At 72.9% G+C, this 15,510-nt stretch carries 12 protein-coding genes; 9 read left to right on the top strand and 3 right to left on the bottom strand.

Annotated elements, in window-relative coordinates; translation table 11 throughout:
- Positions 1 to 67 precede the first annotated feature (67 nt).
- Positions 68 to 820, top strand: a complete 753-nt coding sequence (locus tag ACTFAP_RS23560; RefSeq protein ID WP_390125849.1) for a carbohydrate ABC transporter permease — start codon at positions 68 to 70, stop codon at positions 818 to 820.
- A gap of 99 nt (positions 821 to 919) precedes the next feature.
- Here the strand turns inward: ACTFAP_RS23560 and ACTFAP_RS23565 are convergent, their stop codons facing one another.
- Positions 920 to 1,396 (bottom strand): macro domain-containing protein, encoded by a 477-nt coding sequence (locus tag ACTFAP_RS23565; protein WP_500467330.1) that lies wholly within the window; start codon positions 1,394 to 1,396, stop codon positions 920 to 922.
- Positions 1,397 to 1,661: 265 nt separating this feature from the next.
- On the opposite strand from ACTFAP_RS23565, the gene ACTFAP_RS23570 reads away from it, so the two are divergent.
- From ACTFAP_RS23570 to panD, 3 genes are all read left to right on the top strand, one after another.
- Positions 1,662 to 3,296: an ATP-binding cassette domain-containing protein gene (locus tag ACTFAP_RS23570; RefSeq protein WP_495682229.1), complete on the top strand. Its 1,635-nt coding sequence runs from the start codon at positions 1,662 to 1,664 to the stop codon at positions 3,294 to 3,296.
- 79 nt (positions 3,297 to 3,375) lie between these two features.
- A complete protein-coding gene (locus tag ACTFAP_RS23575) occupies positions 3,376 to 5,037 on the top strand; it encodes an ABC-F family ATP-binding cassette domain-containing protein (RefSeq protein ID WP_500467331.1) in 1,662 nt (553 codons plus the stop codon).
- A 216-nt stretch (positions 5,038 to 5,253) separates the two neighbouring features.
- Positions 5,254 to 5,676, top strand: coding sequence for an aspartate 1-decarboxylase (panD, locus tag ACTFAP_RS23580; RefSeq protein WP_390121612.1), 423 nt, complete (start codon positions 5,254 to 5,256; stop codon positions 5,674 to 5,676).
- Between the two features lie 75 nt (positions 5,677 to 5,751).
- Here the strand turns inward: panD and ACTFAP_RS23585 are convergent, their stop codons facing one another.
- Positions 5,752 to 6,945: a trypsin-like serine peptidase gene (locus ACTFAP_RS23585; protein WP_495682230.1), complete on the bottom strand. Its 1,194-nt coding sequence runs from the start codon at positions 6,943 to 6,945 to the stop codon at positions 5,752 to 5,754.
- Positions 6,946 to 7,252: 307 nt separating this feature from the next.
- Between ACTFAP_RS23585 and ACTFAP_RS23590 the strand changes: the two genes are divergently transcribed.
- The 4 genes from ACTFAP_RS23590 (at position 7,253) to ACTFAP_RS23605 (ending at position 13,668) form a co-directional block, all read left to right on the top strand.
- Entirely contained in the window at positions 7,253 to 9,187 is a 1,935-nt protein-coding gene (locus ACTFAP_RS23590) for an IucA/IucC family protein (RefSeq protein WP_500467332.1), read from the top strand.
- 9 nt (positions 9,188 to 9,196) lie between these two features.
- The gene (locus ACTFAP_RS23595) at positions 9,197 to 9,817 is read left to right on the top strand and encodes a GNAT family N-acetyltransferase (RefSeq protein ID WP_400011624.1); all 621 of its coding nucleotides are present in this window, start codon (positions 9,197 to 9,199) and stop codon (positions 9,815 to 9,817) included.
- A 96-nt stretch (positions 9,818 to 9,913) separates the two neighbouring features.
- A complete protein-coding gene (locus ACTFAP_RS23600; protein WP_500469548.1) occupies positions 9,914 to 11,605 on the top strand; it encodes an IucA/IucC family protein in 1,692 nt (563 codons plus the stop codon).
- A gap of 50 nt (positions 11,606 to 11,655) precedes the next feature.
- The gene (locus tag ACTFAP_RS23605; RefSeq protein WP_500467333.1) at positions 11,656 to 13,668 is read left to right on the top strand and encodes an ATP-dependent DNA helicase; all 2,013 of its coding nucleotides are present in this window, start codon (positions 11,656 to 11,658) and stop codon (positions 13,666 to 13,668) included.
- Between the two features lie 40 nt (positions 13,669 to 13,708).
- Here the strand turns inward: ACTFAP_RS23605 and lexA are convergent, their stop codons facing one another.
- Entirely contained in the window at positions 13,709 to 14,479 is a 771-nt protein-coding gene (lexA, locus tag ACTFAP_RS23610; protein ID WP_400011625.1) for a transcriptional repressor LexA, read from the bottom strand.
- A 434-nt stretch (positions 14,480 to 14,913) separates the two neighbouring features.
- Here lexA and nrdR point away from each other — a divergent pair, with 434 nt between their 5' ends.
- On the top strand, positions 14,914 to 15,408 hold the full coding sequence (nrdR, locus tag ACTFAP_RS23615) for a transcriptional regulator NrdR (protein ID WP_390121618.1): 495 nt from the start codon (positions 14,914 to 14,916) through the stop codon (positions 15,406 to 15,408).
- Positions 15,409 to 15,510 lie beyond the last annotated feature (102 nt).

Genomic DNA, 15,510 nt, shown 5'->3' on the forward strand with positions numbered 1-15,510 from the left:
CGGCGCGCTGATCGTCTACGGGACGCTGGCGCTGCTGTCCGTCCCCTTCCTCTTCCCGACCTGGTGGATGGTGACGGCCTCCCTGAAACCGGCCAACGAGATCTTCGCCTTCCCGCCCTCGCTGCTGCCGGACAGCCCCCGGCTGGACGCCTACCAACGGGTCTTCGAGGTGCAGCCGTTCGCCGCGCAGTACCTGAACTCCATGTACATCGCGCTGGTGGTCACCCTCGGGACGCTCGCGGTCTCCTCCCTGGCCGGGTACGCCTTCGCGCGCATCCGCTTCCCCGGCCAGAACGCGCTCTTCCTCGTGGTGCTGACCGGCCTGCTGATCCCCAGCGAGGTGACGATCGTCCCGCTGTTCCAGATGTTCAACGAGTGGGGCATGATCGACACCCACTGGCCGCTGATCCTGGTGCCGATCCTCGGCGCCCCCAGCGTGCTGGCCACCTTGATCATGCGGCAGTTCTTCATCGCCATCCCCAGAGAACTGGAGGAGGCGGCCCGGCTGGACGGGCTCGGCCAGTTCGCCGTCTACCGGCGGATCGCCATGCCGCTGGCCAGGCCGGCGCTCGGCGCGGTGGCCATCTTCACCTTCCTGCACAGCTGGAACCTCTATCTGGAGCCGATCGTCTTCCTGTCGACCCCGGAGAAGTTCACGCTGCCGCAGGCGCTCACCCACTTCGTCGACGCCTACGGCGGCCCGATGTGGGACGTGCAACTGGCGGCGGCCTCCATGACGGCGCTGCCGGTGCTGGTGTTCTTCATCGTCATGCAGCGTCAGTTCGTCGAGGGCCTCGCCCACACCGGGCTCAAGGGCTGACCCCGGCCCCGCCTCCCCGTACCGCCGCCGGGCACGCACCCCTTGCCCGGCGGCGGTACGCGGGTGGGCCCGGCACATCGGGGCGCGCCGTACCCGCGATCAGCCCACGTCGTAGACGGTGGTCGGGACACCGGACCGGCACAGGGTCTCCTCGACGATCGGTCCGATGCGCGCCCACGTCCCGCCGGCCAGGCCGCAGCCGATGCGCGGCATGTGCACGGACGCCTTGCGGGCGACGGCCTCCGCCGCCACCGTCCGCAGGCACTGCTCCACCGCCTCGTAGCGGATGGGCTTGCCCTGGCTCCCGGTCCGCATCCCGTGCTGGCCGATCATATTCGCCACCGTGATGTCCCGGCGTACCTCCACGAACTGCACCGCCCCCAGACCGAAATCGTTGTCCGCCCGCTCCCGGTGCCAGCGCCGGTAGGCCCGCTCGGGTTCCGGCCAGCGGCGGGAGACCGCGAGCACGAAGCCCTTGCCCCAGCCCCCGAGGTCGTTGCAGACATGGGCGATGATCTTGGGCCCCGCCGCCTGCGGATCGGTCGCATCCCCCTGGATGACGCGCAGCGATGTCATCCGCCCATCCTGTCAGCGACGGCCACGCCGCGCGGCCCGGGATTTTCCCGCGCCCCGCCGGGGCGGACCGTGTAGGCTCGATCGGGTCGAGAACCGTTCCAGGGAGACACAGACGTGGTGGGTGAAGACGACATCTCGGGGTGATACCCGGATGGGCAGGCCGCCGGCCGGTGCGTATGCGCACCGGGGTGGCTTCGTTGTCGTTCCCTGACACCCGTCCTCCGGGCCGCGCTGTGACGCGCCCTCTCCCTCACCGAGGTTCTTCATGTCCGACACCTTCATCACGTGCACCGGTATGTCCTTTTCCTGGCCCGATGACACCCCTGTCTTCGACGGCCTCACCTTCACCCTCGGCGCCGGCCGCACCGGACTGGTCGCGCCCAACGGCTCCGGCAAGAGCACCCTGCTGAAGCTCATCGCGGGCGATCTGCGCCCGACCGCCGGCACCGTGTCCGTCTCCGGCCCTCTCGGATACCTCCCGCAGAGCCTGCCGCTGGCAGCCGACCTCACCGTCGCCCAGGTGCTCGGCGTCGCCGAGGTGATCCGCGCGCTGGACGCCGTGGAAGCGGGCGACGTGGCCGAGGAGCACTTCGCGACGATCGGCGACGACTGGGACATCGAGGAGCGCACCCGGGCCCAGCTGGACCGGCTCGGCCTCGCGGAACTCGCCCTCGACCGGGACCTGGGCACCCTCAGCGGCGGGCAGGTCGTCTCCCTCGGGCTGGCGGCCCAGCTCCTGAAGCGGCCCGACATCCTGCTGCTCGACGAGCCCACCAACAACCTCGACCTCGACGCCCGGCGCACGCTGTACGACGTCCTGGAGGACTGGACCGGCTGCCTGCTGCTGGTCAGTCACGACCGCGCGCTGCTGGACCGCATGGAGCGCATCGCCGAACTCGACCGCGGCGCGCTCCGCTTCCACGGCGGCAACTTCACCGCCTACGAGCAGGCGGTCAGCGCCGAACAGGAGACAGCCGAGAAGAACCTCCGCAACGCCGAGAAGGAACTCAAGCGCGAGAAGCGCGAGCTGCAGCAGGCCAGGGAACGCGCCGAGCGCCGGGCGAGCAACGCCTCCCGCAACCTGAAGAACGCCGGGCTGCCCCGGATCTTCGCGGGCAACATGGCGCGCGGCGCACAGGAGTCGGCCGGCCGCGCCGGTCAGATGCACGCCTCCCGGGTCAGCGACGCGCAGGCCCGGCTGGACGAGGCAGGCCGCGCCGTACGCGACGAACAGCGGCTCACCCTGGACCTGCCCGACACCGGCGTACCGGCCGGGCGCAACCTCTTCCTCGGCCACGGCCTGCGGGTACGCCGCGGCGAGCGGCAGCTCTTCGGCGCCGAAGGCGTCGACCTGTCCATCCGCGGCCCGGAGCGCATCGCGCTGACCGGCCCCAACGGTGCCGGGAAGACCACGTTGCTGCGGCTGCTGGAGGGCGGTCTGGCACCGGACGCCGGGGAGGTGACCCGGGCGGATGGCCGGGTGGCCTACCTGTCGCAGCGGCTTGACCTGCTGGACGCCGGGCGCACCGTCGCCGAGAACTTCACCGCGTTCGCCCCGCACCGCACCGAGGCGGAGCGGATGAACCTCCTCGCCCGCTTCCTCTTCCGGGGCGCCAGGGCCCACCTCCCGGCAGGGGTGCTCTCCGGCGGTGAACTGCTGCGCGCCACCCTGGCCTGCGTGCTGTGCGCCGAGCCGGCCCCGCACCTGCTGCTGCTCGACGAGCCCACCAACAACCTCGACCTGCTCAGCGCGGGCCAGCTGGAGAGCGCGCTGTCCGCGTACCGGGGCGCGTTCGTCGTGGTCAGCCACGACGAGCCGTTCCTGGCCCGGATCGGGGTCGGCCGCCGGCTGTTGCTGGCCGACGGCACCCTGACGGAGACGGGGGCACCCCAGGGGTGACCCCGGCGTACGTTCCGGCCCGCGCCCGAGGCGGCACGCCCGGCGGGCCCCGTCCGTCCCTCACCCCAGGTGGATCGTCATGTCCCGACCCGCGCTGCTGGCGCACGACCTCGTCCGGATCCGCGGCGGCCGCCGGATCCTCGACGGCTTCTCCCTCACCGCCGCTCCTGGCCGCCGTATCGGCCTGATCGGCGAGAACGGCGTGGGCAAGACCACGCTGCTGCGGCTGCTCGCGGGGGTGGACCAACCGGATTCCGGTCGGGTCACCCGCCCGGACGACGTGGGCTTCCTGCACCAGGAGATGCCCTTCGACGCCGGGGCGACCCTGGCGCACGTCCTGGACGACGCGCTGCGCGAGCCCCGCGCCGCGCTGGCCGAACTCGACCAGCTCACCGCACTGCTGGGCCGGACGCCGGACGGCTCCCCGGACCACGCCGCCCTGCTGGAGGCCTACGCCCGGGCGCTCGAACACGCCCAGGAGATGCAGGCGTGGGACGCCGACCGGAGCGCGGCGATCATCCTGGGCGGGCTCGGCCTGGACCGCGTCCCGCGCGACCGTACGCTCGGTGCGCTCTCCGGCGGACAGCGCGGCCGGCTGGCCCTGGCCGCGCTGCTCGTACGGCGCCCCGGTGCGCTGCTGCTGGACGAGCCGACCAACCACCTCGACGACGACGCGGCGGACTTCGTCGCGCGGCGGGTGCGCGACCTGCCCGGGGCCGTCGTGCTGGCCAGCCACGACCGCGCGTTCCTGGACGCGGTGTGCACCGAGGTGATCGACCTCGATCCGGCGCCCGGCGGCGGCCCCGTGCGGTACGGCGGGAACTACACCGACTACCGGGCGGCCCAGCGGGCCGAGTACCGGCGCTGGGAACGGCGGTACGCCGAGGAACAGGAGGAACTGGAGGGCCTGCGCCGTGCGGCGGGGGTGACCGCGCACCGCCTGGCGCCGGACCGGGGCCGGACGGATCACGAGAAGATGGGCTACGGGCACCGCGGCGGCCGGGTGCAGCGGCAGATCTCCCGCCGGGTGCGGGACGCCGACCGGCGGCTGGCCGAGCTGGAACGCGACGCGATCGCCGCCCCGCCGCGCCCGCTCTCCTTCCGGCCGGGGCCGGTGACCGTCGGGACGGAGGCAGCCGGGGGTCACGGCGCGGACCCCGGGGAGGGCACGGCCCACCTGGTCTCGCTGCACGACGTCCACGTACCCGGCCGCCTGGCCCGCCTGCGGCTGGACATCGATCCCGGCGAGCGGCTCCTGGTCACCGGTGGCAACGGCGCGGGCAAGTCCACCCTGCTGTGGGTCCTGGCGGGCCGGCTCCCGGCGCGGGGCGAGACGTACCGCAGACCGGGGCTGACCATCGGACTGCTCCCGCAGGACACCGGGTTCGCTCATCCGGAGCGCACCGCGCGCGAGATCTACGCCCGCGTGCTGGGGGCGCGGCGCGCGGAGGAGGTTCCGCTGCTCTCGCTGGGGCTGCTGGGTGAGGCCGACGTGGGGCTGCCGGTCCACCGGCTGTCGGCCGGCCAGCGGCGCAGGCTGGCCCTGGCCCTCCTGGTGGCGCGGTCACCGCAGCTGCTGCTGCTCGACGAACCCACCAACCATCTGTCGCCCCGGCTGTGCGACGAGCTGGAGGAGGCGCTGGGCGGCGGACCCGGCGCGGTCGTGGTGGCCAGCCACGACCGCTGGCTGCGCGGGCGCTGGCGGGGACGGGAGGTGCGGCTGAACCCGGCGCCGGGGTGAACGGGCCGGGCGCGCCGTACGGTTCGGGGAGCGCGGCCTCCCGAGCGGCTCGACGTCGGCCGGCCGGGGGCCGCGCCGCCCCGTGGGGGCGCTGCGTAGGCTGGGGCGTCGTCGCCCCCGCAGCGGTGCTGCACGGGGGTGGCGCGTCGTAGAGTGGCACCAGAGCCCTTGACCCGCATCAGCGCAGGCAGGGAGCCGAGCTCCAGGAGTCCCTTCATGTTGCGAACCATGTTCAAGTCCAAGATCCACCGTGCCACGGTGACCCAGGCCGACCTGCACTACGTGGGGTCGGTGACCGTGGACGCGGAGCTGATGGAGGCCGCCGATCTGCTGGCCGGTGAGCTGGTGCACATCGTCGACATCACCAACGGCAGCCGGCTGGAGACCTATGTGATCGAGGGCGAGCGCGGCTCGGGCGTCATCGGGATCAACGGGGCGGCGGCGCATCTGGTGCAGCCGGGCGATCTGGTGATCCTCATCTCGTACGCGCAGGTGGACGACGCCGAGGCGCGGTCGCTGCGACCCCGCGTGGTGCACGTCGACGCGGACAACCGGGTGGTGTCCCTGGGCGCCGACCCCTCGGAGCCGGTGCCGGGCGGGGACGCCGTACGCGGTCCGCTGGCCGTGCCGCGCGGCTGAGCCGCCCAGGACAGGAAAGGGCCCCGTGCCCTCCGCCGCTGCGGAGGGCACGGGGCCCTTTCGATGTGTGCCGGGTCAGCGGCCGGCGCCGCTGCTCACGTGGTCCAGCACCGCCTGGGCCTCGCTCTCCAGGCGCGGGCCCGCCAGCCAGGTGCTCTCCATCGGGCCGATGGAGTTGACGGAGATCAGCTTGGGGTCGTTGCTCGCGTCCCAGCGGATCCAGGGGCCGCCGGAGGAGCCGCCGGTCATGGTGCAGCCGGCCCAGTACATCCCGGGCATGGTGTCGTCCAGGGACAGCCGCGAGGGGGTGTCCGTGCAGTTGTACATGAGGTTGCCGTCGTAGGGATCGGCGGCGGGGAAGCCGTAGAGGGTGACATCGCCCAGGCCGGAGACGGCGGGGGCGCCGAAGTCGATCTCGATGGCGTTGCCGACGGTCTCCTCGAGGGACTGCTCGGAGCCGTTCTCGTTGGTCACCTCGAGGATGGCGAAGTCACCGGGCGCGCCGCCGCCGCCCATCGCGGTGCCGTTGTCGATCCAGTACTGGGTGGTGGAGACGTAGTCGGCCCAGTAGACGCCGTAGGGAGCCATCTCCTCGTACGCGGCGCTGTACGGGTCGGGGGTGCCGTTGTTGTTGAAGGCCGGGACGAAGGCGATGTTGCGGAACCAGCCGCCCTCGGTGCCGGCGTGCACGCAGTGCCCGGCGGTGGCCACCAGGTTGGACTGACCGGGCCGGTTCGGGTCCTTCACCACGGTGCCTGAGCAGACCATGGAACCCTCGGGGGCGTCGAAGAACACCTTGCCGATCGGCGCCGCGTTGTCCGTGTAGGGGAAGGCGACCTGCTCGGCCTCCACCGGGAACGGCTCGGAGTCGGTGATCCCGCGGTCGGACTCGGGGTCGTCGTTCTGCGGCGGGTTGACGTCTTCCTGGATCTCGTCGTCGTCGATCGCCTGGTCGGGGTCCTGGGCCTCCTCCATGCGGTCGGAGTCCCACAGGCCCTCGATGATCGGGTTGAAGAACTCACCGATGTCGCGCACCCACGTGTCGGTGTCCCAGTCCTCCCAGCCACCGTTGATCCAGGCTTCGAGGTCGACGTCGAAGGGCAGGTTGTCCAGCAGGTCCTGGATCTCGGTGCCGTCGCTGGGCTTGGCGTCGTTGCTTGCGTCGTCATCGCCGTTGCAGGCGGTGGCGGTGAGCGCGAGTGCGGCCGCCATGGCCGTGGCGGCCAGGGTGGTGCGGCGGCGTCCGAACCGCCCGCGTATCGATGACATGCGTGAACTCCCCCGGAGTCATGTGGCTTGGTGCGTTTTGTCATGTGCCCCGCGACAGCGCGGGAACACCCCCACTATGCAGGTGCTCCCGTAGACGGCGGTCACGGGGTCCCCGGTTCCGGCCACCTGTGCGGGCGCGACGAGCCGTTCTGCCGGTTCCGCGTAAATGATCTTGTCGCAGGCCGTGTTCAGGTCGCCGTCGCGTCGTTACTCCCTATGCGGCTGGATGCCGCAGACATGACAGACACCAATGGCCGAAGGAGGGAGGCGCGGCGGCTCATCCCCGGCTCGCGCGCGCCGAACACCGATGAACGCACGCCCCCGCCCGGAGCGCAGCCCGGACCGCGAGCGTGAGCCGGTGCGCCAACGGCTGGCCCGGCTGATGGAGCCGGCGATCCCGGGGCACCGCCGCCCGCTGGACTCCGAGACCGGGCCGGGCGCCGCCGTACCCCCCTCGCTCACCGCCGACCCGCTGGAGCAGCCGGACCCCGAACTGGCCGCCGACGCCGCCGGTACCGAGAACCTGCTGCGCTGCTGGGTACGGGAGACCGGCGTGGAGCGACCGGCCGACGGCGAACTGTGGCTGCCGCTCACCGCCTCCGGCAGCACCCTGCGGGTGCCCGTGCGCTACTGGTCGCCCACCGGCTGGCACCGCTTCGGCCCCGCGGCGCTGGACCCCGCCCCGGCCGGCGGCGCCCCGGTGGACTCCGCCACCCTCGCGGCGCTGCTCGCCCGGGAGGGCGTGGCCGGCGCGCACGGCGCGCGGGGCGTACGCGAGTCGATCGCGCTGGTCGGCCGGGTCGCCGACTCCGTACAGCGCACCGCCGTCTTCCTCACCGAGCGCCGCGCGGAACCCGGCCCTGCCGCCCACGCGGACGCCTTCCTGGAGGGCGAACAGGCCCTGCTGCTCGGCCATCCGCTGCACCCCACACCCAAGAGCCGCGAGGGGCTCGCCGGTGCCGAGTCCCGGCGGTACTCCCCGGAACTGCGCGGCTCCTTCGCGCTGCACTGGCTGGCCGTCGACCGGGAACTGCTGGCCACCGACTCCGCCTGGCACGCGGGCGACGGCACCATCACCGCGGCGCCCGAACTCGCCGCCCGGCTCGCCGGTTCCGCGCTGCCGCTGCCCAAGGGCACCGCACCGCTGCCGCTGCACCCCTGGCAGGCCCGCGACGTGCTGCACCGCCCGGCCGTAGCGGCGCTGGTCGCCGCCGGCGCGCTGCACGACCTGGGCGAACACGGCGCCCCGTGGCACCCGACCTCCTCGGTGCGTACGGTGCACCGCCCCGGCGCGCCGTTTATGCTCAAGCTCTCGCTCGGGCTCAGCATCACCAACTCCCGGCGGGAGAACCTCCGCAAGGAACTGCACCGGGGCGTGGAGGTGCACCGGCTGCTGGGCAGCGGCCTGGGTGACCAGTGGCGGGCGGCCTTCCCCGAAGGACCCGGCTTCGACATCGTGCGCGACCCCGCCTACCTCGCGGTGGACGACGAGAGCGGCACCCCGGTACCGGGCCTGGACACCCTGCTGCGGCACAACCCCTTCACGCCGGGGGACGACCCGGTGTGCCTGGCCGGGCTGACCGCGCCGCGTCCCTGGCCGGGCGCCGGACCGTACCGGCTGCGTTCCCGGCTCGCCGACGTCGTGGGCACCCTGGCCGAACGCACCGGCCGCGGCGTCGCCTCGGTCTCCGCCGAGTGGTTCCTGCGCTATCTGCAGACGGTGGTCCGGCCCATCCTGTGGCTGGACGCGCAGGCCGGCGTCGCCCTGGAGGCCCACCAGCAGAACACCCTGGTGCTGCTGGACGCCGAGGGCTGGCCGGTGGGCGGCCGCTACCGCGACAATCAGGGCTACTACTTCCGCGAGTCGGCCCGGGAAGCACTCGACCGCCGGCTGCCCGGCATCGGTGAGCGGTCCGACACCTTCGTCAGCGACCAGGTCACCGATGAGCGCTTCGCCTACTACCTCGGCATCAACAATGTGCTCGGCCTGATCGGTGCCTTCGGCTCCCAGCGCCTGGCGGACGAGGCGCTGCTGCTCGCCGCGTTCCGCCGTTTCCTCGGCGGCCTGGCCACCGGCCGGGGCGAGCCGGTCTCCCGGCTCGCCGGCCACCTCCTGGACAGCGCCACCCTGCGCTGCAAGGGCAATCTGCTCACCCGGCTGCGCGGCCTGGACGAACTCGTGGGCCCGGTCGACGGCCAGTCCGTGTACGTCACGCTCCCCAACCCCCTCATCACCTGCTAGGAGGCGCCCGTGTCCATCCGCGAACCGGGCTGCGAGGACACCCTGGAACTGGAGCTGCCGCGCCCCGCCGCGCCCGCCCCACCGGTCGGTGCCATCGGTGACTGGGGCCCGGCCGGCACCGCGGGCGGAGAGTTCCGGCTGCGGCCGGTGGACCCGGAGCGCGACCTGGAGCTCATCACCGGGTGGATGAACGACCCAGCGGTGGACCGCTACTGGGCGCTGGCGGGCCCGCGCGAGCGCACCGCCGCGCACGTCGGCGCCCAGCTGGCGGGCGACGGCCGCAGCGTCCCGTGCCTGGGCCTGCTGGACGGGCGGCCGATGAGCTACTGGGAGATCTACCGGGCGGACCTCGATCCGCTCGCCCGCCACTACCCGGCGCTGCCCGAGGACACCGGCCTGCACCTGCTGATCGGCGCGGGCCGGGACCGCGGGCGCGGACTCGGCGCCGAACTGCTGCGCGCGGTGTGCGAGCTGGTGCTGCGGAACCGGCCGCGGAGCGGGCGGATCGTCGCCGAGCCCGATGTCCGCAACGCCGCCTCCATCGCGGCCTTCCGCGGCGCCGGTTTCCGCAAGACGGCCGAGGCCGACCTGCCGGACAAACGCGCCGTGATCATGCTCCGGGACCGCTGAGCGCGGATCCCGGCCGTCCATGTCCCCGACCGAGGAGTTCCGTTGCCCATATCCCCCGCGGCCTGGAACGACGCCGCGCGACAGCTGCTCGCCAAGATGCTCGCCGAGTTCGCCTACGAGGGCATCATCACCCCGGAGCCGGACGGCGCGGCCGGCCCCGGCGCGTACCGGCTGCCGGTCGCCCCCGGCACCGTCTACCGCTTCCGTGCCGACCGCGGCGCGTACGGCCACTGGCGCGTCGATCCCGCCTCGCTGCCCGCCGACGCCGACCCGCTCGCCTTCGTCGCCGCCGCCCACGACACCGTGCTCGGCCTCAGCGGCGACACCCTGGGTCATCTGCTGCGCGAACTCACCGCCACCCTCAGTGCCGACGTGGTGCTCGCCGAGGAGGCGCTCACCGCCGCCGAGCTGGCCGATCTGGACTACGCCGCGCTGGAGGGCCGCCAGGGAGGACATCCGTGGCTGGTCGCCAACAAGGGCCGGGTCGGGTTTTCGGCGGGGGACGCCGCCCGCTGGGCGCCGGAGGCGCGCACCCCGCGCGCGCTGCCCTGGCTCGCGGTGCACCGGGACCTCGCCCGCTACCGCGGGGTGCCGGCGCTGGCCGACCCCGGGACGCTGTACGCGCAGGAACTGCCCGAGCCGGTCCGCCGCGCCTTCACCGAGACCATCGCCGGGGCGGGAAGGAACCCGTCCGACTACCTGTGGCTGCCCGTCCACCCCTGGCAGTGGGACGAGACCATCGCCCCGCTGTACGCCCCGCAGCTCGCGGCGGGCCTGCTGATCGAGCTGCCCAGCGACGGGGAACTGCGGCTGCCGCAGCAGTCGATCAGAACGTTCCTCAACATCAGCAGGCCCACCGGGCGCAGCGTGAAACTGCCGCTGTCCATCCTCAACACCCTGGTGTGGCGCGGGCTGCCCACCGAACGGACGCTGGCCGCGCCCGCCGTCACGGACTGGATCCACACGGTCCGGGACACCGACCCGTATCTGCGCGAGACACGCGTGATCCTGCTGGGCGAGACGGCCTCGGTGACCGTCGCGCACCCGCTGTACGACCGGCTGCCGCAGGTGCCCTACCAGTTCCGGGAGCTGCTGGGCTGCATCTGGCGGGAGCCGATCGGGCCGGAGCTGGCGGCGGGAGAGCGGGCCCGCACCCTGGCGGCGCTGCTCCAGCGGGGACGGGACGGCCGGGCGCTGACGGCGGAGCTGGTGGGCCGCTCGGGTCTCCCCGCGGACGTCTGGCTGCAGCGGCTGTTCGCGGCGCTGCTGCCCCCGCTGCTGCACTTCCTGTACCGGTACGGCACGGTCTTCTCGCCGCACGGGGAGAACGCGATCGTGGTCTTCGACGAGCACGAGGCGCCGGTGCGGCTGGCGGTGAAGGACTTCGTGGACGACGTGAACCTCAGCGCCGAGCCGCTGCCGGAGTTCGACGACATCCCGCACGAGGTGCGCGAGGTGCTGCTGACCGAACCGGCGGACTTCCTGCCGCAGTTCATCCACTCCGGGCTGTTCGTCGGGGTCTTCCGCTATCTGGCGCCCCTGTGCGAGGAACAGCTCGGCGTGCGCGAGGACGACTTCTGGTCACTCGTACGGGCGGAAATTCTCCGCTACCAGCAGCGCTTCCCCGAACTGAAGAACCGTTTCGACGCCTTCGAGCTGCTGGCCCCGCGGATCCAGCGGCTGTGCCTGAACCGTAACCGGCTCCATCTGGACGGTTACCGGGACCGGGCGCAGCGGCCGCACGCCGCGATCGACGGCACGGTGGCGAACCCGCTGCACACCGGCTGAGGCCGATGTCCGACGGCACTGTCAGTGGTGCCACGTAAGGTGGCTGGCCTATGACTGTCACATCCGGGGGGCCGGCCCTCACCGACCTGCTGCACGCTGCCGTGACCGCCGTCGGCGGCAGCGAGCGGCCCGGCCAGATCGCGATGGCCGAGGCCGTCGCGGAAGCGATCGAAGGCGGCACGCACCTGCTGGCGCAGGCGGGCACCGGCACCGGGAAGTCCCTGGGGTATCTGGTGCCCGCGCTCGCCGGCGGTGACCGGGTCGTGGTGGCCACGGCCACGCTGGCGCTGCAACGGCAGCTGGTGGAGCGCGATCTCCCGCGCACGGTGGAGGCGCTGCGCCCGCTGCTGCGCCGCCGCCCCGAGTTCGCCACCCTCAAGGGGCGGGCCAACTATCTGTGCCTGCACCGGCTGCACGAGGGGGTGCCGCAGGAGGAGGACCAAGGTCTCTTCGACCCCTTCGAGGCCGCCGCCGCTGCCGCCGAGCGTGGGGGCGGCGGCCCCAGCAGCAAGCTGGGCAAGGATCTGCTGCGCCTGCGGGACTGGGCGGACGAGTCCGAGACCGGCGACCGGGATGAGCTGACCCCGGGTGTCTCCGATCGTGCCTGGTCGCAGGTGTCGGTCTCCTCCCGGGAGTGCCTGGGGGCGAGCAAGTGCGCCTACGGTGCCGAGTGCTTCGCCGAGGCGGCGCGCGAGCGCGCCAAGGTGGCCGATGTCATCGTGACGAACCACGCGCTGCTGGCGATCGACGCCATCGAGGGCGCGCCGGTGCTGCCGGGCCACGAGGTGCTGATCGTGGACGAGGCGCACGAGCTGGTCTCCCGGGTCACCGGGGTGGCCACCGGCGAGCTGAACCCCGGCGGTGTCGGCCGGGCGGTGCGCCGGGCCGCGAAGATCGTGGACGAGAAGGCGGCGGACGCGATGCTCACCGCGTCCGAGACCTTCGAGCGGCTGATGGAGACGGCGGAGCCCGGCCGGCTGACCGAGCTGCCCGAGGACCTGGCCTACGCCCTGGTGGCCCTGCGGGACGCGGCGCGCACCGTGATCACGGTGCTGGGCGCCACCCGGGACAGCTCGCTGAGCGACGAGGACGCGGTGCGCAAGCAGGCACTGGCCTCGGTGGAGCACGTGCACGAGGTCGCCGAGCGGCTGGTGGAGAGCTCGGAGTTCGACGTCATCTGGTGCGAGCGCCACGACCGGTACGGGTCCTCGCTGCGGGTGGCGCCGCTGTCGGTGTCGGGGCTGCTGCGCGAGAAGCTGTTCACGGAACGGTCGGTGGTGCTGACCTCGGCCACCCTCAAGCTGGGCGGGGACTTCAACGGGGTGGGGGCCTCGCTGGGGCTGGCACCCGAGGGAGCGCACGGCGAGGAGTCCCCGGAGTGGAAGGGCCTGGACGTGGGCTCCCCCTTCGACTATCCCAAGCAGGGGATTCTCTATGTGGCCAAGCATCTGGCGACCCCGGGCCGGGAGGGCAGCCGCGGGGACATGCTGGATGAGCTGGCCGAGCTGATCGAGGCGGCGGGCGGGCGCACGCTGGCTCTCTTCTCCTCGATGCGGGCGGCGCAGGCGGCGGCCGAGGAGCTGCGCGGGCGGCTGGAGATGCCGATTCTGCTCCAGGGCGAGGAGACACTGGGGGAGCTGATCCGGGCCTTCGCCGAGGACGCGCCCACCTGTCTGTTCGGCACACTGTCGCTCTGGCAGGGCGTCGATGTGCCCGGGCCCAGCTGTCAGTTGGTGGTCATGGACCGCATCCCGTTCCCCCGGCCGGACGATCCGCTGCTCAGCGCGCGGCAGAAGGCCGTGGAGGAGGCGGGGGGCAATGGGTTCATGGCGGTGGCCGCGACCCACGCGGCGCTGCTGATGGCCCAGGGCGCGGGCCGGCTGGTGCGGGCCACCGGGGACCGCGGAGTGGTGGCGGTACTGGATCCCCGGCTGGCGAAGGCGCGGTACGGAAGCTTCCTGCGGTCGTCGATGCCGGACTTCTGGACGACCACGGACCGCAATCAGGTGCGGCGCTCCCTGGCGGCGATCGACGCGGCAGCGCGGAACGCTGCCGCGTCCTGAGGCGGGCCAGGGAGGGAGAAGGGTGCGGCGCGGGCTCGGATCAGACGCGCCGCATGACGGCGACGACCTTGCCCAGGATGGTGGCCTCATCACCGGGGATGGGCTGGTACGCGGGGTTGTGCGGCAGCAGCCAGACCTGGCCGTCCTCACGGCGGAAGCGCTTGACGGTGGCCTCGCCGTCGAGCATGGCGGCCACGATGTCGCCGTTCTCGGCGACCGGCTGGCGGCGGACGGTGACCCAGTCACCGTCGCAGATGGCGGCGTCGATCATGGAGTCGCCGACCACCTTCAGCACGAACAGCTCTCCGTCGCCCACCAGCTGGCGGGGGAGCGGGAAGACGTCCTCGACGGACTCCTCGGCCAGGATCGGGCCACCGGCGGCGATCCGGCCGACCAGCGGCACGTAGGAGGCGGCGGGCTTGCCCGCGGTGTCGGCGGGGGGCGGGGTGGGGGTCTCGGCGCCCCGCACCTCGTAGGCGCGCGGCCGGTGGGGGTCGCGGCGCAGGAAGCCCTTGCGCTCCAGCGCCATCAGCTGATGGGCCACCGAGGAGGTGCTGGAGAGCCCCACGGCCTGGCCGATCTCACGCATGGACGGCGGGTAGCCACGACGCTGCACGGAGTCACGGATCACCTCGATCACCCGTCGCTGGCGGTCGGTGAGCCCCGAGCTGTCGGCGCGGATGCCGGGTGGCCGGCCGGGCAGTGACCGTGCGGCGCCGTTCTCCGGGCGCAGTGTCGCGCCGTGCTGTACGGACAGCCGCTCCTGGCGGCGCTCAGCGGCGGCGATGGCGTCGTCTGCTGCGGTGGTCATGTCGGCCCCTTCGTGGTGGTACTCCCTAGTCACACAACGGTAGTTGCTATCGAAAGGTTGCGCCAAACACACGTTCGAGTGAAATATCGCTGATCAGCTGACGTGATTGGTCACCGAGGTGTATGCGACGGCAACCGGTCACAGGCTGATGCGATAGCCTCCCATGCGCGCGTCCGCCGCGCATCGCCGCCCACCCCCTTCGCCGCACGACACGCGGCCCCGGCGCGTTCGCGCCGTAACCCTAGATCTAGTGGTTTGATGATGCGCGGCATCCCACAAGTTGTGGTCCCCCGTCATCGTCGGCGCAGCGGATCGCCTATGCTGGGGAGTGCTCAGGGGGTACGCCAGTGGCCCCCGTGAGGCTTGATGCGCCATGTCGGAGAGCAGCTGGCGAGCACGCTGCGTCATCGCGGCCAGGAGAAGGGAGAGGCGGCATGCACTGCCCCTTCTGTAGGCACCCGGACAGCCGGGTCGTCGACAGCCGCACCGCGGACGACGGCACGCTGATCCGGCGGCGCCGCCAGTGCCCGAGCTGTTCGCGGCGCTTCACCACGGTGGAGACCGCCTCGCTCATGGTGATCAAGCGCAGCGGCGTCACCGAGCCCTTCAGCCGCACCAAGGTCATCGCCGGGGTGCGCAAGGCGTGCCAGGGCCGTCCCGTCACCGAGGACGCCCTGGCCCTGCTCGGCCAGCGCGTGGAAGAGGCCGTCCGGGCCACCGGCAGCGCGGAGCTGTCCACGCACGATGTCGGCCTCGCCATACTGGGCCCGCTCCGCGAGCTGGACCTGGTGGCCTACCTGCGGTTCGCGTCCGTCTACCGGGCGTTCGACTCGCTGGAGGACTTCGAGGCGGCCATCGCGGAGCTGCGCGAGCGGGACCCCGCCGGCGGTGCCGGCACCGAGGTCGCGGTGGAGCCCGCCGCCGGATAGCCGGCGCCCGCCACCGGGACCCCAACAGACCGGCCGGAGCGCACAGCCGCGCCCCGGTCGGCGGAACAGACACCGTGACCGAGGAACAATCCGGTCACACCA

It is taken from the genome of Streptomyces sp. PH9007 (genome assembly GCF_059813725.1).

What these genes read in the sequence shown, in the direction of transcription:
- ACTFAP_RS23600 (WP_500469548.1), top strand. Translation starts at nt 9,914, where the DNA reads ATGCTCGCCGAGTTCGCCTACGAGGGCATCATCACCCCGGAGCCGGAC.
- ACTFAP_RS23590 (WP_500467332.1), top strand. Translation starts at nt 7,253, where the DNA reads ATGAACGCACGCCCCCGCCCGGAGCGCAGCCCGGACCGCGAGCGTGAG.
- lexA (WP_400011625.1), bottom strand. Translation starts at nt 14,479, where the DNA reads ATGACCACCGCAGCAGACGACGCCATCGCCGCCGCTGAGCGCCGCCAG.
- ACTFAP_RS23575 (WP_500467331.1), top strand. Translation starts at nt 3,376, where the DNA reads ATGTCCCGACCCGCGCTGCTGGCGCACGACCTCGTCCGGATCCGCGGC.
- panD (WP_390121612.1), top strand. Translation starts at nt 5,254, where the DNA reads ATGTTGCGAACCATGTTCAAGTCCAAGATCCACCGTGCCACGGTGACC.
- ACTFAP_RS23585 (WP_495682230.1), bottom strand. Translation starts at nt 6,945, where the DNA reads ATGTCATCGATACGCGGGCGGTTCGGACGCCGCCGCACCACCCTGGCC.
- ACTFAP_RS23570 (WP_495682229.1), top strand. Translation starts at nt 1,662, where the DNA reads ATGTCCGACACCTTCATCACGTGCACCGGTATGTCCTTTTCCTGGCCC.
- nrdR (WP_390121618.1), top strand. Translation starts at nt 14,914, where the DNA reads ATGCACTGCCCCTTCTGTAGGCACCCGGACAGCCGGGTCGTCGACAGC.
- ACTFAP_RS23605 (WP_500467333.1), top strand. Translation starts at nt 11,656, where the DNA reads ATGACTGTCACATCCGGGGGGCCGGCCCTCACCGACCTGCTGCACGCT.
- ACTFAP_RS23565 (WP_500467330.1), bottom strand. Translation starts at nt 1,396, where the DNA reads ATGACATCGCTGCGCGTCATCCAGGGGGATGCGACCGATCCGCAGGCG.
- ACTFAP_RS23560 (WP_390125849.1), top strand. Translation starts at nt 68, where the DNA reads ATGGTGACGGCCTCCCTGAAACCGGCCAACGAGATCTTCGCCTTCCCG.